The sequence below is a fragment of the Streptomyces rubradiris genome (assembly GCF_016860525.1).
Classification (GTDB): Bacteria; Actinomycetota; Actinomycetes; order Streptomycetales; family Streptomycetaceae; genus Streptomyces; species Streptomyces rubradiris.
Window position 1 is genome coordinate 1 of the sequence record NZ_BNEA01000004.1, and the last position, 26,632, is coordinate 26,632.

General features: G+C 72.0%; 13 protein-coding genes and 7 pseudogenes. 9 read left to right on the forward strand and 11 right to left on the reverse strand.

What is annotated here, in order from left to right; all coding sequences use genetic code 11:
- Positions 1–44: 44 nt before the first annotated feature.
- The 9 genes from Srubr_RS08940 to Srubr_RS08975 form a co-directional block, all read right to left on the reverse strand.
- Positions 45–1,139: a Gfo/Idh/MocA family protein gene (locus Srubr_RS08940; RefSeq protein ID WP_189999875.1), complete on the reverse strand. Its 1,095-nt coding sequence runs from the start codon at positions 1,137–1,139 to the stop codon at positions 45–47.
- Positions 1,136–2,296, reverse strand: a complete 1,161-nt coding sequence (locus Srubr_RS08945; protein ID WP_189999876.1) for a DegT/DnrJ/EryC1/StrS family aminotransferase — start codon at positions 2,294–2,296, stop codon at positions 1,136–1,138. The genes Srubr_RS08940 and Srubr_RS08945 overlap by 4 nt, the downstream gene beginning before the upstream one ends.
- 162 nt (positions 2,297–2,458) lie before the next feature.
- Positions 2,459–2,788: a TPMT family class I SAM-dependent methyltransferase gene (locus Srubr_RS40295; protein WP_229927022.1), complete on the reverse strand. Its 330-nt coding sequence runs from the start codon at positions 2,786–2,788 to the stop codon at positions 2,459–2,461.
- Positions 2,692–3,081, reverse strand: coding sequence for a class I SAM-dependent methyltransferase (locus tag Srubr_RS40300; RefSeq protein WP_229927023.1), 390 nt, complete (start codon positions 3,079–3,081; stop codon positions 2,692–2,694). Before Srubr_RS40300 ends, Srubr_RS40295 begins: the two co-directional genes overlap by 97 nt.
- A 163-nt stretch (positions 3,082–3,244) precedes the next feature.
- Positions 3,245–4,240, reverse strand: a complete 996-nt coding sequence (locus tag Srubr_RS08955) for a methyltransferase domain-containing protein (protein ID WP_229927024.1) — start codon at positions 4,238–4,240, stop codon at positions 3,245–3,247.
- Positions 4,241–4,612: 372 nt separating this feature from the next.
- Positions 4,613–6,181, reverse strand: coding sequence for an ANL family adenylate-forming protein (locus tag Srubr_RS08960; protein WP_203854929.1), 1,569 nt, complete (start codon positions 6,179–6,181; stop codon positions 4,613–4,615).
- Positions 6,182–6,344: 163 nt separating this feature from the next.
- Positions 6,345–7,340 carry an acetamidase/formamidase family protein gene (locus tag Srubr_RS08965; RefSeq protein ID WP_229927015.1) on the reverse strand — a complete coding sequence of 332 codons (996 nt, stop codon included), beginning with the start codon at positions 7,338–7,340 and terminating at the stop codon, positions 6,345–6,347.
- A gap of 187 nt (positions 7,341–7,527) precedes the next feature.
- On the reverse strand, positions 7,528–7,752 hold the full coding sequence (gene infA, locus Srubr_RS08970; RefSeq protein WP_189999831.1) for a translation initiation factor IF-1: 225 nt from the start codon (positions 7,750–7,752) through the stop codon (positions 7,528–7,530).
- Complete coding sequence (locus tag Srubr_RS08975) at positions 7,740–8,222, reverse strand: GNAT family N-acetyltransferase (protein ID WP_308445500.1); 483 nt, start codon at positions 8,220–8,222, stop codon at positions 7,740–7,742. The genes infA and Srubr_RS08975 overlap by 13 nt, the downstream gene beginning before the upstream one ends.
- A gap of 543 nt (positions 8,223–8,765) precedes the next feature.
- Here Srubr_RS08975 and Srubr_RS42190 point away from each other — a divergent pair.
- The 9 genes and pseudogenes from Srubr_RS42190 to Srubr_RS42240 form a co-directional block, all read left to right on the forward strand.
- Positions 8,766–8,933 (forward strand): annotated as a pseudogene (locus Srubr_RS42190) (AMP-binding protein); the annotation flags it as partial.
- 580 nt (positions 8,934–9,513) lie between these two features.
- The gene (locus Srubr_RS41860; protein ID WP_413790251.1) at positions 9,514–9,912 is read left to right on the forward strand and encodes an AMP-binding protein; all 399 of its coding nucleotides are present in this window, start codon (positions 9,514–9,516) and stop codon (positions 9,910–9,912) included.
- A 96-nt stretch (positions 9,913–10,008) separates the two neighbouring features.
- A complete protein-coding gene (locus tag Srubr_RS41865; protein ID WP_413790252.1) occupies positions 10,009–10,140 on the forward strand; it encodes an AMP-binding enzyme in 132 nt (43 codons plus the stop codon).
- Positions 10,141–11,160: 1,020 nt separating this feature from the next.
- A complete protein-coding gene (locus Srubr_RS08985; RefSeq protein ID WP_203854931.1) occupies positions 11,161–11,610 on the forward strand; it encodes a hypothetical protein in 450 nt (149 codons plus the stop codon).
- Between the two features lie 162 nt (positions 11,611–11,772).
- Positions 11,773–12,420, forward strand: a pseudogene (locus Srubr_RS40305) (beta-ketoacyl synthase N-terminal-like domain-containing protein).
- Between the two features lie 171 nt (positions 12,421–12,591).
- Positions 12,592–19,110, forward strand: a pseudogene (locus Srubr_RS09000) (SDR family NAD(P)-dependent oxidoreductase); the annotation flags it as partial.
- Between the two features lie 600 nt (positions 19,111–19,710).
- Positions 19,711–19,800 (forward strand): annotated as a pseudogene (locus Srubr_RS41870) (acyl carrier protein); the annotation flags it as partial.
- A gap of 209 nt (positions 19,801–20,009) precedes the next feature.
- Positions 20,010–22,469: pseudogene (locus Srubr_RS42235) on the forward strand (type I polyketide synthase); the annotation flags it as partial.
- Positions 22,470–22,679: 210 nt separating this feature from the next.
- Positions 22,680–24,794: pseudogene (locus Srubr_RS42240) on the forward strand (SDR family NAD(P)-dependent oxidoreductase); the annotation flags it as partial.
- A gap of 72 nt (positions 24,795–24,866) precedes the next feature.
- On the opposite strand, the pseudogene Srubr_RS41580 reads toward Srubr_RS42240, so the two are convergent.
- Both Srubr_RS41580 and Srubr_RS09040 read right to left on the reverse strand, forming a co-directional pair.
- A pseudogene (locus Srubr_RS41580) lies at positions 24,867–25,121 on the reverse strand (MbtH family NRPS accessory protein); the annotation flags it as partial.
- Positions 25,122–25,158: 37 nt separating this feature from the next.
- Positions 25,159–26,361, reverse strand: a complete 1,203-nt coding sequence (locus Srubr_RS09040; protein ID WP_230426644.1) for a cytochrome P450 — start codon at positions 26,359–26,361, stop codon at positions 25,159–25,161.
- Between the last annotated feature and the right edge of the window lie 271 nt (positions 26,362–26,632).

A 26,632-nucleotide genomic window follows, 5' to 3' on the forward strand; every position in this document is an offset into this window, starting at 1 on the left:
GTCGAGGTCGAAGATCACCACACTGCGCACCGGTACGCTCGCCATCAGGTCGCCGCCGCGGTCATGACCGGCCCGGCGGGCAGCAGCGGTGTCGCCGAGGCCGCGTACAGCGCCTCGATCGTGCCGACGATCCGCCGCACGCCCGCGATCGCGGATCCGCACGCCGACGGATCGGCGAGGTGGTCCCTGATGTCGTCGAGCTGACGGGAGTACTCGGCGCCGATCGGCTCGGTCGGGACCGTGATCTCGCTCGTCCGGCCCCGCCGGACGACGCTGAGCCGCGGCCGCGGCTCGCGATTGGGGCTGAAGCCGAAGGTGGACCGGAGCATCGCGGTGTCGTCACTCCCCTCGATCCGGATCTCGGTGACGTCATGGCTCGCCGCGTGCGTGGCCCAGCTGGCGCGAAGGCCCACCGACAGACCGCTGCCGGTGACCAGGAAGCCGCGCACGGTGTCCTCGACGTCCGCGTCGAGTTCCGGCACCGGCTGATCATGCCGCCAGGCCGCCGTCCAGCGCGGGTCGTTGACGTGGTCGTACGAGGTGGACGCGGCGGCCTGAACGAACGCCAACGGCCCGGCGACGGTCTCCAGGACATCGAGCAGATGCCATCCGAGGTCGAACAGCACCCCGCCGCCTGCCTCCGCCCGGCTGGTGAACCAGCCCTGGGACCGGGGCACTCCGCAGGCCCGTTCCCACACCAGGTCGATGTGGCGCAGGTGGCCGAGCTCGCCGGCCAGACCGGCCAGTGCCCGCACGTCCGCGCGGTATCGGCACGCACTTCCGGCCAGCAACGGGACGCCGCCTGCCCGCTCGGCCGCGGCCAGCCTGTCCGCCTCCGCGCTCGAGAGGCAGACCGGCTTCTCCACGAAGGTGGCGAGACCTCGGGTGAGAAGACGTCGCGCGAGCGCCGCGTGCAGGTGGTTGGGCGAGGCGACCAACGCGAGGTCGGCGTCCTCGGCCCGCAGCGCGTCGACGTCGCCGAAGGCCGGACGGCCGGTCGCCGCGGTGAACGCCTCCCGCCTGGCCGGATCCGGATCGACCGCGGCCACTACCTCGTAGTCACCGTTTGCCATCAGACGAGGAAGCCAGATCTCTCGGCCGGACCACCCGAACCCGACCAGTACGGTGCGGATCCTCATCCGGCGGCCACCTGGTCGGCCACGATGGCGGCGGTGTCGGTGAGAGCCTGCTCCGACGCGAGCAGGGTGCGGTGGTGCAGCCAGACGCAGTCCTGGCTGATCGCGTCGGCGTTGGGGCACCGCTTGGCGACCGCGTCGACGGACTCCTCGGGTGCGCCGGTCTCCCAGAACGCCGCGGTGCGGTAGATGGCGCGGAAGCCCGCGAACGCCGGGATCCCCGCGTCGACCAGGCGATCGACGAGGAGGTTGCGACGCTCCTCCGACCAGCCGGGAAGCCGGAACATCGCCATGTAGTGCGGATTCCGGTCGGCCCGCGCATCACCGCCCTGCGGCCGGACGCCGGGGATCTGGGCCAAGAGCTGCGACAGCAACCGCCACCGCTGCTCGCGCAGCTCGATCTGGCCGTCGAGGCGGCCCAGCTGAGCGCGCAGGACGGCGGCCGAGAACTCGTTCATCCGCATGTTGGTGCCGGCCACCTGGTGGTGATAGTTGCGGTCGGTGCGCGGCCGGCCGCAGGAGTGATGCAGGAATGCCTTCTCGTAGTCGTCCGGGTCCAAGAACAGCACCGCGCCGCCCTCGCCCGCGGTCATCAGCTTGCCGTTCTGGAAGCTGAACGCCGCGATCGAGCCCAGCTCGCCCACGCGCTTGCCCCGCCACCGGGCACCGTGCGCGTGGGCCGCGTCCTGAAGGATCCGGACGCCGGCATCGGAGGCGAGCTTGTCCAGTGCGTCCATGTCGGCCATGAGACCCGCCATGTGCACCGGCATGATCACCCGGGTCCGCGGTGTGATCGCCTCGGCGGTGGCGGTCGCGTCGATGTTGTAGGTCTCCGGATCGACGTCCACCGGCACGGCGACGGCCCCGATCCGCTGAGCGGCCTGGGACGAGGAGATGAAGGTGAACGCCGGCACGATCACTTCGGTGCCCGGTCCCGCACCCAGCACCTGCAGGGCGAGCTCCAGCGCGTGCGTGCCGTTGGTGACGGCGAGGGCGTGGTGGGCACCGTGGTATCCGGCGAACTCCCGCTCGAAGCTGTCCACCTCGCTGCCACCCATGCGCCACCACTGGCCCTGGGACAGCGCACGATCAAGAGCTCGGCGTTCGGTGTCATCGAATTGCGGCCAATCCGGAAAGGTCGGCCTCGGTCGCGGACTCATTTCTGCCTGACTCCTTCTGGTTGATTGGCCTCACGGTACGGAGTCCGATGCCTACGCCACGGCTCTTCGACCTGGCAGCCGATTCGGAATTCGCCGTCGCCCTGTTCCATGAATTCGGCGCGACGGGAGGCCTTTCAGGGGGATTCGCTCGGGGAAGGGTGGTCAGGTGCGGGTGATCGCGGCCAGCCAGCCCGGTGCCCCGTCGATGTCTCTGTTGTTCTCCAATGTCGCGGGTTCGATCGAATCGACCCGCCAGCCGTCGGCGAAGGTGGCCCGGATTTCGTCCTGGCTCACCCGCCTGGCGCGGATCCCGCCCTGGCTCTCCCGTCGCGGTCCGCTGCCGGGGTGATGGCGGTCGCTGATGCAGAGCAGGAACAACCGCGCGTCCGGCGGCATCACGGTGGCCAGGCTGCCGGCGTAGCGGACGCGTTCGGTCTCGCTGAACGCGTGGAACAGGGCGCAGTCGAGCACGGTGTCGAACTGCTCGCCCAAGTCGCCGAGTTGAGTGCGTCCCCGACCAGGAAGCGCGCCGGCAGGCCGCGCTCTTCCGCTTTGCGCCGCGCGATCCCGATCGCCGTCGACGCCGAGTCGATGCCGACCGTCGGCAGGCCGAGGGCCGCCGCCATGAGCGCGACCTCGCCGGTGCCGCACCCGACGTCGAGCACCCGGCCGCGGAAGGCGCCCGCCTCGGCGAGGTCGCGCAGGGCCGTCTGGGGGCGGCCGAGGTCCCAGAGCGGTGTTCCGGCGTAGTGCGCGTCGAAGCCCTCCACCTTGCTGCCACCCATGTGTGTCCGGCTCCTTCTGGTCGATTGGCCTCACGGTACGGAGTTCGGCGCCTACGCCACTATCCCTCAACCTGGCAGCAGATTTGTGTTTCGCCGTCGCCCCATTCTGCGAATTCGGCGCACGTGGCAGCCTTTCGGGGGTGTGCGCTCGGGAAAAGGGCGGTCAGGTGCGGGTGATACTGGCCAGCCAGGCCAGCACTCCGTCGACATATTTGTTGTTCTCCAGCATCGCGGGTTCGATCGAATCGACCCGCCAGCCGTCGGCGAAGGTGGCCCGGATTTCGTCCTGGCTCACCCGCCGCGGTCCGATATCGGGTGGATGGCGGTCGCTGAAGCAGAGCAGGAACAACCGCGCGTCCGGCGGCATCACGGTGGCCAGGCTGTCGGCGTAGCGGACTCGTTCGGCGTCGCTGAACACGTGGAACAGGCCGCAGTCGAGCACGGTGTCGAACTGCTCGCCCATGGCGCCGAGTTCGAGTGCGTCCCCGACCAGGAAGCGCGCCTGCAGGCCGCGCTCTTCCGCTTTGCGCCGCGCGATCTCGATCGCCGTCGACGCCGGGTCGATGCCGACCGTCGGCAGGCCGAGGGCCGCCGCCATGAGCGCGACCTCGCCGGTGCCGCACCCGACGTCGAGCACCCGGCCGCGGAAGGCGCCCGCCTCGGCGAGGTCGCGCAGGGCCGGTTGCGGACGGCCGGTTTCCCAGGGCGGCGTACCCGCATACCGCGCGTTGAAATGCTCGGGGGACAGGGCATCGGTGAGCCGGCGCGCCAGTTGCTCGAGTGTCTCGACCAATTCCTTGGCCTGGCCGGGGTCTTGGATCCCGGCGGCCGCGGCGAGCTGCTCGTCGATCCGCGCGGCGGCTCGGCCGGCGCTCCTGTGCCGGGCAGCCGCCCGGACGACCGTTTGTCCGTCCGGGGCGGCCGCGGTGGTGACCGCACCCCGGTCGCGCAGGGTGGCGACGCTCGTCTCCACGTGGCTCGCCGGGAAGCCGGTGCGGTTGGCGATCTCGGTGACCGAGGTGTCCGGGTGTTCGAACACGTCGGTCATGACGTGACGCACGCCGGGAGACAGCTGTCGCACACCGGTGGGGTCCGGGAGGGCGTCCTCGCCGATCCGCAGCAGCTTGCGCGCGAGGTCGTGCAGTTCGAAGCCGTCCATGGCCGGAGAGTCTTCCCGACGCCGGACAGCGCACGCCATCACGCAGGTTGACGGTACTGGGGATCGCTGGTCGGTCGGCTGGGGTGGTCGCTGAACTCGGGCCGGGGGCAGGTCTGTTGTGCCGGGAGCCGGTATCGGGCAGGGCCTGCGGCACCGGCCGCGCAGGTGGGCCGTGGGCGAGTGGCTCCCCGGCCGCCGGGCGGTAAGGCTCCGTCAGCCCGGCAGTCCGTCTCCAGGGCCCGGCCCGCGCGGATGCGGGCCACCAGGGCCCCGGGGCCTGGGGAGGGGCAGAGCGGCGGGCGCGTGGTGAGGCGACCGCATCGCACGTCCGGGAAGAACGCTCCGGACCGGTACGAGGAGATGCTTGCCGCGTCAGGCCTGGGGGGCGGGCCGGGTCAGTGCGGCGCGGGCGTCGGCCCGCAGCCGGACCCGATCGGGTTTGTCCCAGCCGGTCGTCGGCAGTTTCCGGCGAATGTCGATCAGGCGGGGGACGTAGGTGTCGGACAGTGCCTCGGCGACGTGACGGCGCAGTTCCCGGGGATCCGGGTCGGCGCCGGGCTCGGGCACGACGGCGGCGTAGATGTGCTCCACCCGGTCGGCGTCCTCGACCCCGCATACGGCGGCCTGGGACACGCCCGGGGCCTGCCTGAGCACCTTCTCCACCTGCTCGGGGTGGATGCGGATTCCCTTGACCTTCATCATGTTCGCGAGCCGGCCGGTCAGGTGCAGGTAGCCGTCGGTGTCGAGGTGCCCGAGGTCGCCGGTGCGCACCCAGCCGTCGCGGACGAGTGCCGCGGTGAGTGCCGGCTCGTGCCAGTAGCCGGCCGTGGGCCAGCGTGGAACCGCGCAGACCTCGCCGACCTCGCCGACGGGCAGTACCGCGCCGGTGTCGGGGTGCCGGATGCTGAGCGCCTCTGGGTTGACCGGCCGGCCCGCGCTGGAGCAGGCGCGCAGGTCGTCGTGGTCGCCGGGGGGGAGCATGGTGAGCACTCCGGTCTCGGTCGTGCCGTAGACCTGGATCAGTACGGGGCCGAAGATTTCCCGGGCCTTGCGCAGCTTGAGCGGTGCCCCGGGGCTGCCGGTGTAGATCAGCTCGGTCAGGCTGGACAGGTCGGTGGCCGCCCGGTCCGGGTGCTCGGCCAGTGCGTACACCTGCGGGGTGCCGAGGATGAGCCGGCCGATGCGGTGCTGCGCGATCGCGTGGAGCACGGCCGCGGCGTCGAAGCCGGGATGCAGGACGACCATGCCGCCGGTGATGAGCGTGTCGTCCGCGGCGAACCCGCTGGAATGGGTGAGCGGTGCGGTGATCAGGACGTTCGTCCGGCTGCTGCGGTCGATGGCCGATGCGGCCATGTCGTTCTTGACGCCGAAGGGCCAGCAGACACCCTTCGGCAGGCCGCTCGCCCCACTGGTCTGGGTGATCACCGCGAGGTCGCTGTCGGTGATGTCCGGGCACGGGCCTACTCCGTCACCGCAGCCGGCGGTCAAATCCACCGTGTCCGGCTGTCCTGCGCCCAGTACGGCCAGGACCGGCCGACCGGTCGCGTTCACCAGCAGCTCCCGTGCCCGTGCCTCGTTGGCCGGGTCGACCGCCAGCATCCGGGCGCCGACATCCGAGACGATGGCGCGCTGCAAGTCCATGCGCAACTCGTCGTCAGGCACCACCGCATTCATCCCACGCACATGTGCGGCGGTCGCCCCCACCAGGTTGGCCGCCCACCGCAGGATCAGTGTGGCCGCGGTGTTGGGCTCGGTCAGGATGCAGACGACGTCACCGCGGCCGACGCCGTGGCGGCCCATCGCGGCCGCGGCCCGGCGAACGGCGTCGGCCAGCTCCCCGGCGGAGAAGGGGACGTCCCCGCTGACCATGGCAGGGCGATCCGGATCGGCATCGAAATGAGTCAGCAGCTGCTGAACATAATGCACATGCGTGGTACTCATGACCCGGTTTCGCCTTCCTGTCCAAGACAATGCGATGTCCAGTGGTCGAGTGAGACGAACCGCAGGCTAAACCGGCGGGCACCGAGGGCCCCATACCTCACATTGACGGCACGTGGTCGCCGCGAAAGAGCCGGCCCCGGCCTGCCCGGGAAGGCTGAACGGCTCAGGCCGCGGGGCGCAGCCAGCGGTCGACCCGGGTACGCAGGCCGGCCGGGAAGATGTCTTTGCGCAGGAGGCCGTGCACGCCCTTGGGCGGCAGGGGGACATCGACGTGGTGGACCTCGCTCTGGTCCGCGTACTGGGTGATCCGGAAGCTCGCGGCCATGCTGCACAGTGCGTGGGCCTCGGCGCGGGTGACGCCGGACGCCGCGCTGAACCAGCTGATCAGTCCGCGCAGGCAGTCGACCAGTGCGGCCTCCAGGCTGTCAGCCAGTCCGATGCCGATCCAGTGCGTGTCGGTCTCGGCCAGCGGCCGGGTCAGGCCCACGTTCTTGTGGAGGTCGTACCGCATCCGCAAGCGCTCGGCCGTGGACTTCAGGCCGGTCTGGTCGACCAGTCCGTCGCCCTGCAGGGCGTGAATGTCACCGATCCAGATCCGGGCCCCCGGCTTGGCCACGGGAAGGAACAGCGAGGAGCCCACGGTGAGTTCGGGGAGGGCCAGGTTGCCGCCGTGGTCGCCACCGATCAGCGCGCTTGTCTGCTCGTCGCCCGGCGGTTCGACCGCGATGATGCCGGCGAACGGGTCGAGCGGCAGCGAGATGCCGTGAACGTAGTCGGCCCGGGTGCGGGTCCGGTCGAACCGGAAGTCGTGGAAGTACGGCTCGTCGAAGTCGTACGGCAGCGCGCCGGCCCGGGTGGGGAAGGCGTTGCCGCCCCAGTCGCTCAGCCGCAGTTCCGTCAGCCGGCACTCGACGACGTCGCCCGGTTCGGCACCGGTCACCTCGACCGGGCCGACGATCTGGAACGGGCAGCCCGGGTACTCCTGGCGCAGCCGCGCACGGTCGGCCGGGGACGAGCCGTACCGCAGCTGGTTCTGCCAGTTGGTCCAGGTGTCGGGGTAGAGAACCTCGTCGCCGGACTCGATCCTGGCTGCCGACGCAGCGCCGGGATCGAGGACGCCCGGCCGGACCGTGGCCAATGTGGACTGAACCGTATGCATCGTCACGGCCGCAACGCTAGGCAGCCGCAGATGAGCCAGGCAAGGAAGTCCGGGCGTCACCGGGCAAGACTGTCAACGTGACTGGTGAAGGTGCACCGCGGACTTCCGGCCAGGAGGCCATCGAAGCGGTGCGGACCCCCTGAGGGGGGATCAGCACCGCTCCTGCCTTGGCGTGTTCCGCCGGCCGCTACATCCGGTGCCGGAAGGTGATCCGGCCACGGGTCAGGTCATACGGGCTCAACTCGACCGTCACCGTGTCCTGCGGCAGGATCTTGATGTAGTGCTTGCGGAGCTTCCCGCTGATGTGTGCGAGTACCTTGTGACCGTTCTCGAGTTCAACCCAGAACTTGGCGTCTTTCAGGGACTCGACGATGGTACCGACAACCTCGATACCTCGATTTACTTTTGCCACGTCAGCTCCAAGGTGTTGCTCTCACGGCGGGCTCCGACGCTTTCCAACAGGCTGATCGTCGCGGTGTCGGTCTCGTCGACGTCGATCGTCGCGAGACCGAACTCGCGAGTGTGCAGAGCGTCCAGCGCGTGGACCAGCAGCGCCCTGCCGATGCCACGGCGGCGCTGGTCGGCGCGGACCTCGATGGAGCGAATCCGCGCGATCCGCGGCCTCCCGTTGTCCCGCATCGACGGCGAAATCCGGATCACACCGACTTCGACCCCCTCGACTTCGGCGCGGGACTCCTCCGCGCCGCCGGTCAACGTCACCCCCGCCGGGGGCGACACGGCGGGCTGCGCTTCGCCGGGCACCAGCAGGTACTGCCGCTCACTTCGGTGAGGGGTGAAGCCGGCCCGCCGCCAGTTCGAGATCGTGTCCGCGTCGTCGGCGTCGACCAGCGTGTAGAGCGGCGCCGGCAGTTCCGCCAGCATGGCGGCGGCCAGCCGGTCGAAGGCTGTGTCGTGCCATGCGTCGATGCTGATGTACAGTCGCCCGTCGGGCCTGCGCCCGTGTCGCCACTGCCGACAACCAAGTCGCCGTCGCTGGCGTGCCACTGGTCTTCGGCGACCCGCGTGATCACGGGGTCTGGGGTGGGATGCTTAAGGTTGATGGCTGTCGCCTTCCAGAGTGCCTCTGGTGCGCTCCCGCGACATCTACATCAGTCGCCTGCCGTGACCAATAGGGGGAGCACCCGGGTAATCGAACGACATTCACGGGTCTCACCTCCTACAGTGTCTGTCACGGCCTGGAGTGAACATTACCAGACGGACGTCGTCACGCCCAACTGCGAGGGCGGAGAACCCTGCAGACAAGCCGCACCCTGCCGCGAAGGCCACGAGGCTGAGGGATGCCCACGCACGGCCGCTCCTAGCCTCCGCATGTAGGCAGAAGGCTTTTTGGTGCCCGATGAGGTTTCGGCTCCACGAGAGGATGCGTGATTCCGTGCGCGCCGAGCTGATCAGAGCGCTCCCCTGGTGTTGCGGGAGCACGCGGACAACTCGGTGGGAAGGGTCGCCTTCGAGGACGCGGAGCGGGCGGTCACGTACGCCGATCTGGAGGCGCGGACCCGGCGGCTGGCCGGGCATCTGGCGGGACTCGGTGTGCGGCGCGGCGATCGGGTGATGATCTGCCTGCGCAACAGCGTGGAGATGCTGGGAGAGTTACCTCGCGATCCTTCGCGCGGGACGCGATCGGGGTGCCGGTCAACCCCGCGTCCACCGACTTCGAACTGGACTATCTCCTGGCCGACAGCGAGCGGCCGTCGTCATCACCGACCCCGTGCACGTGGCCGGCTTCCTGCGCTCGCCGTCCCTGCCCCGCGGCGCCAGGCTGCTGGTGACCGGCGACGCACCCGCGCACGCGTCGGTCCACGCCTACCCAGGAACTCGTCAGGACCGAGCCCGCGGAACCCGCACGGGGACGATCTCGGCCTGGACGACGTGGCAATGGACGTTCTACACCTCGGGGACCACCGGGAACCGAAGGGAGTGCTGTCCAGCCAGCGCAACTGCTTGTACCGGTGGGCGGCGAGCTATGTGCCGATCCCCGGGCTGTCGGCCGACGATCGCGTGCTGTGGCCGCTGCCGTTGTTTCCACACCTCTCCCACATCGCGTGCGTGCTGGCGGTGACCGCGGTCGGCGCGAAACCGCCCGGATCATGGACAGCCCTTCGGGCGACGAGTCTCTGGAGCCGCCCGGGAAACCCGGGCCACCTTCGGGCGGGTGTGCCGACCACCTACCACTACCTTCTGGAGGGCGCGCGCCAGCGCCGGAATCACCCTGCCGGACCTGCGGATCGGGCTGGTCGGGGGAGCGGGTCGCCGGCCCAGGGCTGTGCCGGTCGTTCCGCGAGAGTTCGGGGTGCCGCTGGTCGATGCGTACGGCAGCACCGAGACGTGCGGGGCGATCACCATGACCCGCCGGGAGGCGTCCGCGTCAGACGGGTCGTGCGGGCTTCCGTGCCCGGCGTGGATGTCCGCATCGTCGACCCGGAGACCGGCCGCGACGTGCCGGCCGGCGCCGAGGGCGAGGTGTGGTGCGCGGCCCGACGTGACGCCCGCTACCACAACAAACCGGAGGCGACCGCTGCCGCGTTCCAGACGGCTGGTATCGCACGGGTGACCCTCGCCCGCCGGGACGCCGTCCGGGTACTTCACCATCAGCGGCCGGATCAACGATCTGATCGTCCGGGGCGGGGAGAACGTCCATCCGGAGGAGATCGAGGCGGTTATCCGCGCCGTTCCGGGGATCGCCGACGTCGGCGTGGCCGGCCGGCCGCACGAGGTGCTGGGCGAGGTGCCCGTCGCCTACGTGGTCGCCGGCCCGTCAGGCGTCGAGCCGACGCCGTGATCGAACGGTGCCGCGGGAGCTGTCCACGTTCAAGCTTCCCGAAGAGGTCTATGAGGTGGCCGGCGTTCCGCGGACTGCGTCGGGGAAGATCCAGCGGCGCCTGCTGGCCGATCAGCCCGCCGTACTGCGATGCACGGCAGCGGGGTGCACGACGGAGTGCTGCGCCTGGAGTGGGTGCCCGCGCCGGCCCGCGGCACCGCCGGCCCCCGCGCCGACGACCTGGGCGTTCGTCGGCTCGGCCGCGGCGGGCCTCGCCGCGGCCGCGGGCTCGTCCTCCTGCTACGCCGATCTGGCCACGGCCGGCGCCGCCGAGATGACGGTGCTGCTGGCGCCCGACATGCCGGGCACCTGGGCGGAGCGCCGCGCCGGGATCGAACCAGCTGGTCGAGGAGCTGACGGCTGTGGCCGCGCTGAGCCGATCGGGGCAGCTGGTCCTCGTGACCCGGCCGGGACAGTGGCGGTCTCGGCGCGGGACGATCTCGGCCGATCGGCTCAGGCCATGCTGGCGGCCGCGGGGCGGGCCAGGTGCTGGGGAGCCGGCCAGCCTGTCTGACCTGGACGGGCGCAGCGCCGGTTCGACGCCTGTGCCGTACGCGACCGCGGCGTGACGAGCCGCGCGGGCTCTGCGGTCCGGCCGATCGCCTGGTGGCCCGGCTGGACCCGTCAGGCGGTCCCGGACCGGTCCGATACGCGATTCATGGTCCGGCCTTCCGACGGCGTGCGTGGTGCTGACGGGTGCGCACACCGTGCGCGGCGCCGCGGTGGCACGCCACCTGGCCTCCGTCCTCCCGAACGAAGGCGGCTGCTAGTCGGCCGCCGTCAGGAACGCCGCGCAGATGGGAGCCGGCGATACGCGGCGGTCCCGCCGCGGGGATCCTCGCCGACGGCGACCCCGAGCTGGCCGCGAAGCTGAGCACCGCAGCGGACTTTGCCCGGACCTCGTTCATCACGATCGCGGACTCGTACGAGGTCACCGGGGCGGCAGACCCCGGCCGGGTCTCGGCGGCCATGATGGGCGCCGTGGTCCACGACCGCCGACGGCGCGGTCTGGCCGGCTCGGTCCTGACCTGGTGCGAACCGGCCGGGGACACGCCGGGTTCGCCCTGGTTGCGTGACGGGCTGTTCGCGCTCGACACGCTCCTTGCCACATCGGACCCGACGCCGTTGTTCGCCCTGCGTGCGCGCCGGCCGGAGCCGGGGGCCGGCGTGCCCGCCCTGCTGCGTGCCCTCTTCCCAAAGCCGCTCGTCCAGGACGGACTCGAGGACACCTCCTCCGCTCTGCGGGCAGAACTGGCCCGCCTGGACCGGCACGCGCAGCACACGCTGCTCCAGGCCCTGGTCCGGGACGAGTCCGCGGCGTCGCTCAACCAGCCCGACACCGCGCCGTCCCGGTGGACCGGGCGTTCCGGGACCTCGGGTAACAACTCGTCGCACTCATCGAACTGCGTACCCCGGCTGCATGGCCAGTGACCGGTCTGAAGCTGCCGACCTGCAGCAGGGTGTTCGACCATCCGACGCCGCGTGCGGCTGGCCGGCGTACCTGAAGCGCCGAACTGGTCGGTGACACCGCTGCCGACACCGGCCGTCCGGCAAACCGTCCGACCCCGACGAGCCTGGTGGTGATCGTGCGGGATGGCCTGTGCCGCCTGCCGGGCGGATCACCGGGCCGACGAGCTGTGGCGTCTGGTCAGCGAGGGCCGGGATTGCGTCAGGGCCGTTTCCGGACGACCGCGGCTGGGACCTGGAGCGGCTGTGGCGACGCCGACCCGGGCCGGGCCGGGGACCCTTCGTATGTCGACCGGGGCGGGTTCCCTCGACGGCGCGGCCGAGTTCGCGCCGACTTCTGTTCCGGGATCTCCCCGCGCCGAGGCACTCGCGATGGACCCGCAGCAGCGGCTGCTGCTGGAGACCGCGTGGGAGGCGCTGGAGCACGCGGGAATCGACGCGTCGTCGTTGCGGGGCACCGAGCCGGGGTCTTCGCCGGCCTGATGGAGCAGGGCTACGGCACCGGCGGTCCGGTGCCCGAGGAGCTCGAGGCCTTCCAGACGACCGGAACCGCGGGCAGCGTCGCGTCGGGCCGGATCTCCTATCTGCTCGGCCCTGCGGGGACCGGCGATCACCGGGGACACGGCGTGCTCGTCCCTCACTGGTCGCGCTGCATCTGGCCGCCCACGCGCTGCGCCGCGGCGAGTGCTCCTGGCATTGGCCGGTGGTGCCACGGTGATGGCCACCCCCCAGTCATTCGTCGAGTTCTCCCGGCAAGCGCGCACTGGCCGCTGACGGCCGGTGCAATCCTATGCCTCGGCCGCCGACGGCACCGCGTGGGCAGAGGGGGCCGGGATGCTGGTCCTGGAACGCCTCGGCGATGCCCGCCGCAACGGGCACCGGATCCTGGCGGTGCTGCGCGGCTCCTCGGTGAACTCCGACGGCGCGTCGAACGGCCTCACCGCACCGAGTGGTGAGGCGCAGCAACGGGTCATCCGGCAGGCACTGACGTCGGCCGGCCTGGGCCCGGCGGACATCGACGCGGTGGAGGGGCACGGGACCGGGACCGTTCTGGGCGACCCGATCGAGGCCGAGGCGTTGCTGGCCACCTACGGCCGGGACCGCGACGCCGGCCAGCCCCTGTGGCTGGGATCGCTCAAATCGAACGTCGGCCACACCCAGGCCGCGGCCGGTGTCGCCGGCGTGATCAAGATGATCCAGGCGCTTCGGCACGGTGTGCTGCCGGCGACACTCAACGTGGACGAGCCCACCTCACGCGTCGACTGGTCGTCGGGCGCGGTCGCGCTGCTGACGGAGAACAGGACCTGGCCGGACCTCGGCCGTCCGCGTCGCGCGGGAATCTCCGGCTTCGGCCTGAGCGGAACGAACGCCCACGTGATCGTGGAGGAAGCACCCCGGCAGCCGGCCGTCCGGCGGCCGGCGCCACCGGCGCCATCGGCGCCCCGGATCGTGCCTCTGGTCCTGTCGGCCCGCGGAACGCGGGCGCTCAACCGGCTGGCGGACCGGCTCGTCCCGCTCATCCAGACCGCCGACGACTCGTCCTGGGCCGACATCGCCGTGGCGCTGGCCACTCGACGAGCAACCATGGACGAGCGCGCGGTCGTACTGGCCGGCTCCCGGGACGAGGCGCTGGCCGGCCTGCGCGCACTGGCCCGCGACGAGGCCAGTCCCCTCGTGGTGCGCGACAGCGCCACCTCTGACGCGTCGTCCGGCGTCGTGCTGATCTTTCCCGGGCAGGGCGCGCAGTGGGCCGGGATGGGCCGTGAGCTGCTCGATACCTCCCCCGCGTTCGCCGGGGTCGTCCAGGAGTGCGCTCGGCTGCTGACCGAATGGGCGGACTGGTCGCTGATCGACGTGCTGCGCGGCGAGGCCGACCAGGAACTGCTGGAACGCGTCGACGTCATCCAGGTGGCGAGCTTCGCGATGATGGCCGGGCTGGCCGCGCTGTGGGCGTCGGCGGGAGTCCGGCCCGACGCGGTCGTGGGCCACTCGCAGGGTGAGATCGCCGCGGCATACGTCGCCGGGGCGCTCTCCCTGCGCGACGCCATGCGGGTCGTCGTGGTCCGCAGCCAGGCGATCGCCGGGACCCTGTCCGGCCGAGGAGGCATGGCGTCGGTGCGCCTCGACGCCTCCGCCGCGGCGGCCTGGCTGGCGGAAAGGGACGGCCGGGTCCAGGTCGCCGCGGTGAACGGTCCGTCCTCGGTGGTGCTCTCCGGTGACCCGGAGGCGCTGGCGGACGCGTTGAGCGAACTGGCCGAGTCCGGTGTCGACGTACGGCGGGTGGCAGTCGACTACGCATCGCACAGCGACCAGGTCGAGGCCGTCCGGGACCACCTGGCGGTGGCTCTGGCCGATCTGTCGCCCGCCGAGCCCACGGTGCCCTTCCACTCGACCGTGACCGAGGGCCGGGCCACCGGAGCGCTGGATGGCGGCTACTGGTACCGCAACCTGCGGCAACAGGTCCGTTTCGGTCCCACGATCGACCGCCTGCTGGAGCAGGGATTCGGCGCGTTCGTCGAGGTCAGCCCCCACCCGGTGCTGGTCCAGCCGGTCGCTGAGGCCGTACACCACGCGCCCGCGGAAGCGGTCGTCGTCGGTTCGTTGCGCCGGGACGACGGCGGGCTCGGCCGTCTGGTGCGATCGATGGCCGAGCTGTTCGTCCACGGCGTCCCGGTGGACTGGCGCGGCCTGCTCGCCGACGACGTCGCCCGGGCCGCGTGGGTCGACCTGCCGACGTACCCGTTCGAGCGCCAGCACTTCTGGCGCCGTCCGGTGCCGAGCGCCGGCGCGTCGGGCATGGGCCTGGACGACGCCGGCCACCCGCTGCTCGGTGCGCTCGTCCGGCTCCCCGAATCCGGTGGCCTGGTCGCGACCGGCCGATGGTCCGCGTCGACGCTCGCGTGGGCGGCCGGCACCGAGGCCACCGACGGGTCCGACGGCGCCCCGGTCCGGGTACCGGAGGCGGTACTGGTGGAGCTGGCACTGTGGGCAGGCGGAGAGGCCGACGCCCCGGTCGTCGAGGAGCTGACCATCGATCCGGCCGTCGTGCTGCCCCGCCACGGCGGCCGCGACATACGGATCGTCGTGGGGCGGCCGGACGCTTCTCGCCGGCGGCCGATCACGGTCTACTCGGGGCAGCCCGGAGCGGCCGTGACGCAGGAATGGACACGTCACGCCACCGGCACGGTGACACCGTCGGCCGGCCCACCCGGCGAGTTCTCCCTCGGCCCCGCGGCCGAGGTCGCGCTCGATGACGCCGAGCAGCCCGACGCGCACCGCTACGGCATTCATCCGGCTCTGCTCGACGCGGCGGTCCGCGCCGTTGTCTCCCCGGATGAGCGGCCGAAGACCTGGCGAGGCGTCCAGCTGCTGGCGTCCGGAGCCACCGGGATTGACGTCCGCTCGGCGTCCGCGCCGACCCGTCCGGCCTGGCACATCGAGTTGACGGATCCGGCCGGGCAGCGGGTGCTGGAGGTGGCTGAACTGGTCACCGAGCAGCGGGAGCAGGCGCAGCCCGCTGCTTCCTGCGCGGGCCTCTTCCGCATCGACTGGGTCGACCACCCGCTACCGCCAAACTCCTCGGCGGCCGGCTCTGCCGCCCGCTACATCACCGACGCCACCGACCTCGTCGGCGCGCCGGCGACTGTGCTGATCCACGAGGTCGACATCTCCGCCGGGGACCCTCGGGGCGCGGTCGTCGCGGAACTCGAACTGCTACAGGCGTTCCTCGCCCGGCCGGCCGGGGACGACGACCGACTGGTGATCGTCACGCCGGACGGGGAAGACGTCGTCACCAGCGCCGTGCGGGGCCTGGTGCGGTCGGCCCAGTCGGAGCACCCGGGCCGGTTCGTCCTGGTGGCGGTGGACGACGCGGCCGGTGCGACGAATGCTGTGATCGCGGCGGCCCTGAGCGGCGAACCGCAGCTCCGGCTCCGGGACGGCCGGGCACAGGTGCCACGGCTCGACCGGCTGCACCCGGCCGCTTCGTCATCGCAGGCCCGACCGCTCGATCCCGACGGCACCGTGCTGATCACCGGTGGTACGGGAACGCTCGCGGCGGTGACCGCGCGGCACCTCGTCACCGAGCACGGTGTCCGCCATCTGATCCTGGCCGGCCGCCGCGGCCCCGAGGCCGACGGCGCCGCGGCGCTGCACGACGAACTGGTCGGGCTCGGCGCGACCGTTCGGCTCGTGGCCGCCGATGTGGCGGACCGCGAGCAGGTGGTGGCGCTGCTGGCCATGGTCGAAGAGAACCACCCGCTGACCGCGGTCGTGCACACCGCCGGGGTACTGGACGACGCGGTCATCACCGAGCTCGACCCGCACCGCGTCGACGCCGTGTTCGGGGCGAAGGTGGATGCGGCCCGCCACCTGGACGACCTCACCCGTGACCTCGGTCTCGCCGCCTTCGTTCTCTACTCCTCGGCCGCGGGCGTGCTCGGCAACCCGGGGCAGGGAAACTACACCGCGGCCAACGCGGCACTGGACGCCGTGGCGCGGGAACGGCGGCACGCCGGCCTGGCGGCGGTCTCGATCGCCTGGGGTTACTGGGACCGGGCCAGTGGCCTGACCCGCCACCTCGGCCACGCCGACCACCGGCGGAACCGGGACATCGGCATGGTCGCCCTGTCGGACGGCGACGGGATGGCGTTGCTCGACCAGTGCCTGCGCGCCGGTGACGGCCCGGACGCGGCGCTCGTCGCCGCCGGGTTCGACCTGGCCGCGCTCCGGGCGGCCGATCAGTCGCGGGTGCCGCCCGTCCTGCGGAGCCTGGTCCGGGGCAAACGGCCGATCGGCCGGGCGACCACGAACGCACGGCCGGCTCCGGCGGCGCCGGCCTCCCCCTCCGGCCGGATCAGCGCGCTGCCCCCGGCCGAGCAGTTCGACGCCCTGGTCGACCTGATCCGCCGGCAGTGCTCCCTCGTCCTTGGCCACGCGAGCACCGACGCGATCCGGCTCGACCGGACGTTCAAGGACTCGGGCTTCGACTCGCTCACCGCGCTCGAACTGCGCAACCGGCTCGCCACCGCGACCGGGCTGTCCCTGCCCCCCTCGATGATCTTCGACTTTCCGCGACCGAGGTCGCTGGCGGCCCACCTGCAGGCCAAGCTCCTCGACGACGCGCAGGCCCAGCCGGCCACCGCGCAGCCGAGGGCGACGGCCGCGGAGCCGAGGGCGACGGCCGGGGAACCGATCGCCATCGTCGCGATGGCCTGCCGGTTCCCCGGTGGCGTACACAGCCCCGAAGACCTGTGGCGGATCCTGTCCGCGGAGACCGACACGGTCACCGAGTTCCCCACCGACCGCGGCTGGGACACCGACCGGCTGTTCGATCCCGACCCGGACCACCCCGGCACCACCTACGTCCGCCACGGCGCCTTCCTCGACGACCCGGGCGCCTTCGACGCCGGCTTCTTCGGTATCTCCCCGCAAGAGGCGTTGGCGATGGACCCGCAGCAGCGACTGGTCATGGAGACCTCGTGGGAGCTGCTCGAACGCGCAGGCATCGACCCGCACAGCCTGCACGCCCAGGATGTGGGCGTCTTCGTCGGGGTGAACAGCCATGACTGGACCGTACGCACGCACCACGCGTCCGGCGTCGAGGGTTTCCGCCTGACCGGCAGCTCGGGCAGCGTCCTGTCCGGAAGGGTGGCCTACCACCTGGGCCTGGAGGGCCCGGCGATCACCGTGGACACCGCCTGCTCGTCCTCACTGGTAGCCCTGCACCTGGCCGTGCAGGCCATCCGCAACGGCGAGTGCTCGATGGCGCTGGCGGGCGGCGTGATGGTGATGGGCACGGTGGAGACCTTCATCGAGTTCTCCCGGCAGCGGGGGCTCGCCCCCGACGGCCGCTGCAAGGCGTTCGCCGACACGGCCGACGGCACCGGCTGGTCGGAGGGGGTCGGACTCCTTCTGGTCGAGCCGCTGTCCCGGGCCCGTGAGCAGGGCCACCGGGTGCTGGCCCTGGTCCGCGGAACGGCGGTGAACTCCGACGGCGCCTCCAACGGCCTCACCGCGCCGAACGGCCCGTCGCAGCAGCGCGTGATCCGCAAGGCGCTCGCCGCGGCCGGACTGCGGGGCGATGAGGTCGACTCCGTCGAGGGCCACGGCACCGGGACCACGCTCGGCGACCCGATCGAGGCGCAGGCGCTGCTGGAGACCTACGGCCGGGACCGGCCGGCCGACCGACCGCTCTGGCTCGGGTCGGTGAAGTCGAACATCGGCCACACCCAGGCCGCGGCCGGCGTCGCGGGCGTGATCAAGATGGTCATGGCGATGCGGCACGGCGTCCTGCCGAGGACGCTGCACGTCGACCGGCCGTCGACCCACGTGGACTGGTCGGCGGGCGCGGTCCGGCTGCTCACCGAACGCCGCGACTGGCCTCGTGCCGGACAGCCGCGCCGGGCTGGTGTGTCGTCGTTCGGTATCGGCGGGACCAATGCTCACGTCATCCTGGAAGAGGCCGGTGAGGAGAGCGCCGAGCATGACGCCGACGAGATGATGACCGGGGATCCCGCCCTGGACCGGCCCTCGGACGAGGGCTGCGTGCCGGTTCCGGTCTCCGGTCGCACCCCCGCCGCGCTGCGGGCCCAGGCCGGCCGGCTGGCGGACTTCGTGGCATCGCGGCCGGAGCTGGAGCCTGCCGACATCGCCCTCGCGCTGGCCACCGGCCGGGCGCAGCTCGACCGGCGGGCGGTCCTGGTGGTGCGGCATCGTGACGAGTTGGTCGGCGATCTGCGCGGTCTGGCCAAGGGTGCCGCTCCGGCCATCGGCGGCGCCCCGGTCGACGGCAAGCTGGCCTTCCTGTTCACCGGACAGGGCAGCCAGTGGCCCGGCATGGGCCGGGAACTCGCGGCCAGGTTCCCGGTCTTCGCCGAGGCGTTCACCGACGCCTGCCGCGCCGTCGAGACCCACTGGGCCGGTCATGCCACGGCGCCGCTGTCCGACGTCGTCTTCGCCGCCCCGGGCGCGCAGGACGGCCGGCTGATCGATCAGACGATCTACACCCAGGCCGGCCTGTTCGCTCTGGAAACCGCCCTGTATCGGCTCTACGAGTCATGGGGACTGCGCCCGGACCTGGTCGTCGGCCACTCCATCGGAGAGATCACCGCCGCGCACGTCAGCGGGGTGCTCGACCTGGCCGACGCGGGAAAGCTGGTCGCCACGCGGGCCCGGCTGATGCAGGCGCTACCGGCCGGCGGAGCCATGGTCGCTGTCCAGGCGAGCGAGGCCGAAGTGGCACCGGAACTGGTGGAGGCACCCGACGTCGTCCACGTCGCGGCGGTCAACAGCGCCCGGTCGCTGGTGCTGTCCGGTGCCGAGGCAGCCGTGCTGTGGGTGGCGGGCGAGCTCGCCCGCTTCGGCCACAAGACCCGCCGGCTGCCGGTGAGTCATGCCTTCCACTCACCGTTGATGCGACCGATGCTCGCCGAGTTCCGGGAGGTCGCCGAGTCGCTGACCTACCGGCCGGGCGGGTGCCGTCGTGTCCACGGTCACCGGCCGGCCGGACACCGGACAGCGATTGGCCACCGCCGACTACTGGGTCGAGCAGGTGCAGGCCACGGTCCGGTTCGGGGATGCGGTCAGATCGCTGCGCGATCAGGGCGTGACGACCTTCCTGGAGCTCGGGCCGGGGGGTGCGCTCACCCACGATGGCGTCGGAGAGCCTGGAGTTGTCGGCGGCGTCCTGCATCGCGACGCTGCGCGCGGACGGCGCAGAAGTCGCCGACGTGATGGCGGCCCTGGGCGAACTGCACGTCCGCGGCGTGGCCCTGGACTGGCCCGCGGTCGTCGGCCGGCCGGCCGGATCCGCCTCGGCCCTGGCCACCGAACTGCCCACCTACGCGTTCCAGAGCCGGCGGTACTGGCTCGACCAGGCGGCGCTCGGGGACGCGGTCCCCGCGGCCGAGGCCGGGCCGGCCGACGGCCGGGAGGACGTTCAGGAGAGCGTCGCCGCCCGGTTGGCGAACCGGTCCCGGAAACGAACGCCGGCGGGCCGCGCTCGAGGTGGTCCGGGAGTCGGTGGCGGTCGTGCTGGGCTATCAGCCGGCCGATCTCGACGCGATGGACGACGACCAGTCGTTCAGGAGCCTGGGCTTCGATTCGCTGGGCGGAGTACGGCTGCGTAACCGGCTGCGTGACCTCACGGGCGTCGACCTGCCCGTGACGGCGGTCTTCGACCACCCGACGCCGAAGGTCCTCGCGGCGCACGTGGCCGACGAGGTGGCGGGCGAGGTGGCCGAGGTGACCGATCGGGCTCCGGTGTCCCGGCCGACCCGACGAGCCCATCGCGATCATCGGCATTGGGCGTGCGGCTCCCGGCGGCGTGGAGAGCCCGGACGACCTGTGGCGCCTGGTCATCGAGCGACGCGACGCGATCTCCGCTTCCCACCGACCGGGGCTGGGACACCGACGGGCTCTACCACCGGATCCGCGCACCCCGGGACCACCTACACCCGATCGGGCGGCTCCTCTACGACGCCGCCCAGTTCGACCCTGGGCTGTTCGGGATCTCCCCGCGCGAGGCACTGGCCATGGACCCGCAGCAACGGCTGCTCCTGGAGGCGTCCTGGGAGGCCATGGAGCGGCCGGCATCGACCCGCTGTCCGCCCGGGGCGAAGAGATCGGTGTGTTCACCGGGATCGTGCACCACGACTACGCGACCAGGCTGAACCGGATTCCCGAGGAGGTCCGTGGATATCGTCATGACCGGCACGGTCGCCGAGCGTCGCCTCGGGCCGGATCGCGTACGTCTTCGGCTTCGAGGGGCGGCGGTGACCCTGGACACCGCGTGCTCGTCCTCGCTGGTCGCCATCCACCAGGCCGCGCAGGCCCTCCGGCACGGCGAGTGCACGATGGCGCTGGCGGGCGGGGCCACGGTGATGGCCAGCCCGGAGGCGTTCGTCGAGTTCTCCAGCCAGCGCGGGCTCTCCGCCGACGGCCGGTGCAAGACGTTCTCGTCCACCGCGGACGGCACCGGCTGGTCCGAGGGCGCCGGCGTCGTGCTTCTGGAGCGGCTCTCGGTGGCCCGGCAGCGCGGTCACCGTGTGCTGGCCACGATTCGCGGGTCGGCGGTCAACTCCGACGGTGTGTCCAACGGGCTGACCGCGCCGAACGGGGCGGCCCAGCAAAGGGTGATCCGGCGGGCACTCGCCTCGGCCGGCATAGGTCCCGCCGACGTCGACGCGGTGGAGGCCCACGGGACCGGCACGGTGCTCGGCGACCCGATCGAGGCGGGGGCACTGCTTGCCACGTACGGGGAGGCCCGGGATGCAGGGCAGCCGCTGTGGCTCGGGTCCTTGAAATCCAACATCGGGCACACCCAGGCGGCCGCCGGTGTGGCCGGCGTGATCAAGATGGTCGAGGCGCTGCGGCACCGTGTGCTGCCGCCGACCATCCATGTCGAGGAACCGACCGGACAGGTGGACTGGTCGGCAGGCACCCTCGCCCTGCTGACCGAGCCGCGGGAGTGGCCGCGGACCGGCCGGCCCCGGCGGGCCGGCGTCTCCGCGTTCGGTGCCAGCGGAACCAACGCGCACCTGATCCTCGAGCAGGCCCCGGCCGAGGAGGCCGCGACCGCCCCCTCCGAGGACCCGGAGCCGTTGAAGGCGCTCGCGACGAACATCGTGCCGCTGGTGGTGTCCGCCAAGAGCGCCCGGTCACTCGGCGCGCAGGCCACCCGGCTGCGAATGTTTCTGGACAGCCCCGCTCAGAGCGGCGAACCGACGCTGCCGGCGGTGGCGGACGCGCTGGTGCGTGGCCGGGCGACGCTGCCGGAGCGAGCGGTCGTGCTGGCCGGCTCGCGGGACGAGGCGCTGACCGGCCTCGCCGCGCTCGCCCGCGGCGAGGTGACGCCCAACCTGACCACGGGCAGCGTGACCGGCTCCGGAGCACCCGGCCGACTGGTTCTCGTCTTCCCGGGCCAGGGAGCGCAATGGGCGGGCATGGGGCGCACGCTGCTGGAGGGTTCCGCGGTCTTCCGGGCACGGATCGACGAGTGCGCGCGGGCACTGCGACCCTGGGTGGACTGGTCGCTGACCGATGTCCTGCGCGGCGAGGCGGACGAACAGACCCTCGGCCGCGTGGACGTCGTCCAGCCGGCGAGTTTCGCGATGATGGTCGGCCTGGCCGCGCTCTGGGAGTCGCTGGGCGTGCGGCCCGACGCGGTGGTGGGCCATTCCCAGGGGGAGATCGCGGCGGCGTGCGTCGCCGGTGTCCTGTCGCTGGCCGACGCCGCCCGCATCGTCGCGGTGCGCAGCCAGGCGATCGCGACCACACTGTCCGGCCGGGGCGGCATGGCGTCGGTGATGCTCGGCGCGGACGAGGCCAACGACCGGCTGGCGGCCTGGGCCGGCCGGCTCGAGGTGGCCGTGGTGAACAGCCCGTCCTCGGTGGTCGTCGCCGGTGACGAGGAGTCGTTGGCGGAGGCACTGGAGTCCTTGACCCGGGACGGCGTACGGACCCGCCCGGTGCCGGTGGACTACGCCTCGCACACCCACCACGTCGAACGCATCAGGGACGTCCTGGCGACGGCGCTGAGCGGGATCGACACCCGGCCTCCGCGCATACCGTTCTACTCGACGGTGACCGGTGGCTGGGTCGATGACGGCCATTGCCTCGACGCGGACTACTGGTACCAGAACCTGCGGCGGCCAGTCGGCTTCGGCCCGGCCGTGGCGAGTCTGCTGACCGAGGGCTTCGGAGTGTTCCTGGAAGTCAGCGGGCATCCGGTCCTGGTGCAGCCGATGACCGACGTCATCGACGACCCGGACGGCCCGCTGCGCGGCGCCGGGCGACCGATCGTCTCCGGCACGCTGCGCCGGGGCGCCGACGGTCCGGCATCCTTCCTCGCCGCGGCCGCGCGGCTCTTCGCCGGCGGTGTGCCGCTCGACTGGAGCGCGACACTGCCGGCGCAACCGTCCCGGCACACGGTCGAGTTGCCCACCTACGCCTTCGACCGCCAGCACTTCTGGCTGGCCGAAGCCGCCGCGGACAACGACCAACCGGCCGGCCGGGCGACGGATGCCGGCTTCTGGAACGCCATCGACGACGCCGATCCGGCGGCTCTGGCCACCATGCTCAAACTGTCCGCCCACCAGAGCCAGGCCCTGGACGCGGTACTGCCGGCCCTCGCCGACTGGCGCAAGGCACGCGAGAACTGGTCGGTCTCGGAGCGACTCCGGTACGCGATCGGCTGGGCCTCGCCCCCGCGCGAGGCCCTGGGCGTGCCCGCCGGCCGCTGGCTCGTCATCACGCCGGAGACCGCGGACGTCTTGCGCGACGGTCTGCTCGACCAGCTGCGGGCCAACGGCCTCGACGTCGTGCCCTGCGCGGTGGAAACCGGCCTGTCCAGGGACGAACTCGCCCGCAGGCTGGGCGGTTTCCTCACCGACGACGGGATCGCCGGCATCCTGTCCCTGCTCGCGCTCCCGGACCGGATGGAGAGCCACCGGCCGGATGCCGCGGCGCTCACCACCTCCACCCTGACCCTGATCCAGGCGCTCGCCGCGGCCGGTGCCACCGCGCCCCTGTGGTGCCTGACCCAGGGCGCGGTCAGCGTCGGTGTCCGCGACGCCGTCGCCGGGCCGGCCCACGTGGCCCAGGCGGCGGTGTGGGGACTCGGCCGGGCGGCCGCGCTCGAACGCCTGAACCAGTGGGGCGGTTTGATCGATCTGCCCGCCGAACCGGACGGCCGTGCCGTCCGGCACCTGCTCGGCGTGCTGACCGGCGTGTCCGGTGAGGACCAGGTGGCGATCCGACGGACCGGCGTCCATGTCCGGCGCCTGCGGCGTGCCCCCCATCCGGCCGGGACCGGGGGCGAACGGCAGTGGCGGCCGCACGGGACGGTCCTGGTCACCGGCGGTGCGGAGGGCCTCGGACGCTACGCCTCGCTGTGGCTGGCGCGGGCAGGCGCCGAGCGATTGGTGGTCACGACCAGCGGGCGCGAGCCCGGCGAGCGGGTCGAGTCACTGCGCGACGAGGTGGCGAAGCTGGACAAGGGCACCGTCGTCGAGTCGTGCGCGGACGCCGACCGGGACGCGCTCGCCGGCCTGGTCCACGCTCCGGGCCGCCCGTTGACCGCGGTCGTCCACGCCGCCGACCTGTCCCTGACCAGCTTGATCGACGAGACCGGTGACGCGGAGGTCACGGAGGTCTTCCGGGCCAAGGTGAACACCGCGGTCTGGCTCAGCGAGCTGACGGCGGACCTTCCGCTCGACGCGTTCATCGTCTTCTCCTCGATCGCCGGCATCTGGGGCGGTGGCGGTCAAGCCGCCTACGGCGCGGCGAACGCGGTCCTCGACGCGCTGGTGCGGCGTCTGCGGGCGGACGGCGTCCCGGCGCAGGCGATCGCCTGGGGTGCGCTGACCGCGGGCGGCGCGGGAATGGACGAGGAGACGCTGGCCCAGCTCCGGCGGCGCGGCGTCATCCCGATGACACCCGACACGGCGACAGCCGCGCTGGACCAGGCGGTCCAGGCCGCCACGGAATCGGTGGTCATCGCCGACATGGACTGGAGCGCCTTCATCGTGCCGTTCACGTCGGCCCGCACCAGCCCGCTCTTCGACGACCTGCCGGAGGCCGCGGCGGCGATCGAGGCGGCACAGCCCTCCGACGACTTTGCCGAGAGCGCGTCGTCGCTGATGACGTCGCTGCGCGCGGTCGGGGCCGAACAGGACCGGATCCTGCTCCGGCTGGTGCGCAGCCAGGCGTCCATGGTCCTCGGTCACGGTGGTGCCGACGGGATCGGCGCGGCCCAGGCGTTCCAGGAGGCCGGTTTCGACTCGCTGGCGGCCGTCAACTTCCGCAACAGCCTGATCACCGCCACCGGGCTGAGGCTGCCGGCCACACTGATCTTCGACTGTCCGACCCCGCAGGCGGTGGTCGCATACCTGCGCTCGGAACTGCTCGAGGCCGAGGACGACGCGGATGTCCGCGAGGAGGACGTACGGCGGATCCTGGCCTCGGTGCCCTACCAGCGCCTCAAGGAGGCCGGTGTCCTGGAGACGCTGCTCGGCCTGGCCGACGCCGAGGCGGGCGGGGCCAGGGCATCGGACGAGGGCCCCGGGCCGGAGGCGGCCGCCGACGAGCTCATCGACATCATGGACGTCGACAGTCTGATCAAGCGGGCGCTCGGCTCCGGCAGCTGATCGCCGGAGCCGAGCTGGACGGTGGCGCCGGGGCCGGCCGGAAACCGGCCGGCGCCACTGCCTGATGAGGACCAGGCACGCCTGCCGCGTGCCGGGGCCGGCGGCCACGCCCCGGCCTGGGGGCACATCGGCGAAGCCGGGCCGGAGCGAGAACTGGCCCTCGCCGTTGCAGAGCACGGGATATTCGCCGGACACCACCTCGAACGGATCGGCCGTGACGGTCTTCTCCGTCACAAGGCCATGGTTCACCCCACGCTGAAAGGGCGCCCGTCCGCGGGCTGTGGGGGCCGCTGAACGAGAAAAAGGCCCAGCAGGTGGGCAGCACACTTCGGCTGCTCCACCGCTGGGCCCGTGCTTCGGTCCGTCAGCCCTTGCGGACCTCGATGGGCAGCTGGTTGACGCCGATCATCGCCCAGGGGTTGCGCAGGTTGACCGGTAGGTCGTCGCGTACGCGGATGTCGCTGTACCGCTCCATCAGAAGGCGCAGGGCGATCCCCACCTCGAGCCGCGCCAGCGGCGCGCCGAGGCAGAAGTGCATGCCCTTGCCGAACGTCAGGTGCGGGTTGGGGGCCCGGTGGATGTCGAACCGGTCCGGGTCGGCGAAGACGCGGTCATCGCGGTTCGCGGTGGTCAGCCACGCCAGGACGAAGGCGCCGGCCGGGATCTTCTGCCCGCCGATCTCGACGTCCTTCGTCGCCTGCCGCCCGAGACGGGGGAACGGAGGCCGGTAGCGCATCGACTCCTCGACCGCGGCCGGAATCAGCGCGGGATCGGCCCGCAGCTGCGTCCACACCTCGGGGTTCTCGTGCAACGCGAGAACCGTGTTGCCCAGGGTGGAGGTCGCGGTGACGTGGCCGGCGAGCAGCAGCAGGCCGAGGAAGCCGACGGTCTCCTCGTCGTCCAGCCGCACACCGTCGACCTCGACCTCCAGAAGCTTGCTGGTGAGGTCGTCGCCCGGGTTCTTGCGGCGGCGGCGGACGAACTCCAGCAGGTGGGTGTTCAACTCGCGCAGCAGCGGCGCGACATTGTTCACCGCGCTCTCCCCGAGGGAATCCAGCGACTGTTCCGGATCGACGTTGTGCACCTCGAAGAAGGTGTCGGACAGCCGCCGGACGAACGCGCGGTCGCTGACCGGGATGCCGAGCATCTCGGCGATGACGATGAACGGCAGCGGGTAGCCCAGCTGCTCGATCAGGTCCCACTGGTCGCCGCCGGCGTCCGCGTCGTCGAGCAGCTGCAAGGTCACCTCGGTGATCCGGGGTTCAAGTCCGGCGATCATCTTCGGGGTGAACGCGCGGCTGACCAGGCCGCGCAGCCGCCGGTGCACCGGATCGTCCGCCCCGAAGTTGCCCTTCTTGAACAGATCGAAGTCTTCCTGCTTGGGAGCCAGCGGGGCGACGTCGGACGAGAAGGCCGCCGAGTCGGTCAGCACCTGCAGGACGTCGTGGTAATCGAGTACGTGCCACGCCTTGATCTTGTCGTCGAAGTGCACGGCTCCGCGCTCGCGCAGCCCGTCGAGATAGGCGAGAAAGTTGGACAGTATCCGTTCGGATTGTTTCACGCTCATGAAACTCACTTCTCTCGTACGGCCCGATTCCGCGCTACTCGCCAGCCACCGTAGAACCGGACCGAACCGGCCGGACATCCCTCACCTTGCTAAGCGTCTCAACAGCCGCCTTGCACGGACTCGTTGGACGCTCATGCCGAACCCGCTGGTGCGGCGTGTTCGCACCGCCAACCGTCAGGCCGGGGGATGGGGATCGCTTCCGGCGCGGCCTATTAATGGGGGCATGGGACTGAAGATCGGTTACAAGGCATCGGCCGAGCAGTTCGCCCCG

Excerpts from the sequence above, each read along its gene's own strand:
- Srubr_RS08940 (WP_189999875.1), bottom strand. The coding sequence starts at position 1,139 with ATGAGGATCCGCACCGTACTGGTCGGGTTCGGGTGGTCCGGCCGAGAG.
- Srubr_RS08945 (WP_189999876.1), bottom strand. The coding sequence starts at position 2,296 with ATGAGTCCGCGACCGAGGCCGACCTTTCCGGATTGGCCGCAATTCGAT.
- Srubr_RS40300 (WP_229927023.1), bottom strand. The coding sequence starts at position 3,081 with ATGGGTGGCAGCAAGGTGGAGGGCTTCGACGCGCACTACGCCGGAACA.
- Srubr_RS08955 (WP_229927024.1), bottom strand. The coding sequence starts at position 4,240 with ATGGACGGCTTCGAACTGCACGACCTCGCGCGCAAGCTGCTGCGGATC.
- Srubr_RS08960 (WP_203854929.1), bottom strand. The coding sequence starts at position 6,181 with ATGAGTACCACGCATGTGCATTATGTTCAGCAGCTGCTGACTCATTTC.
- Srubr_RS08965 (WP_229927015.1), bottom strand. The coding sequence starts at position 7,340 with ATGCATACGGTTCAGTCCACATTGGCCACGGTCCGGCCGGGCGTCCTC.
- Srubr_RS08975 (WP_308445500.1), bottom strand. The coding sequence starts at position 8,222 with ATGCTGGCGGAACTGCCGGCGCCGCTCTACACGCTGGTCGACGCCGAC.
- Srubr_RS09040 (WP_230426644.1), bottom strand. The coding sequence starts at position 26,361 with ATGAGCGTGAAACAATCCGAACGGATACTGTCCAACTTTCTCGCCTAT.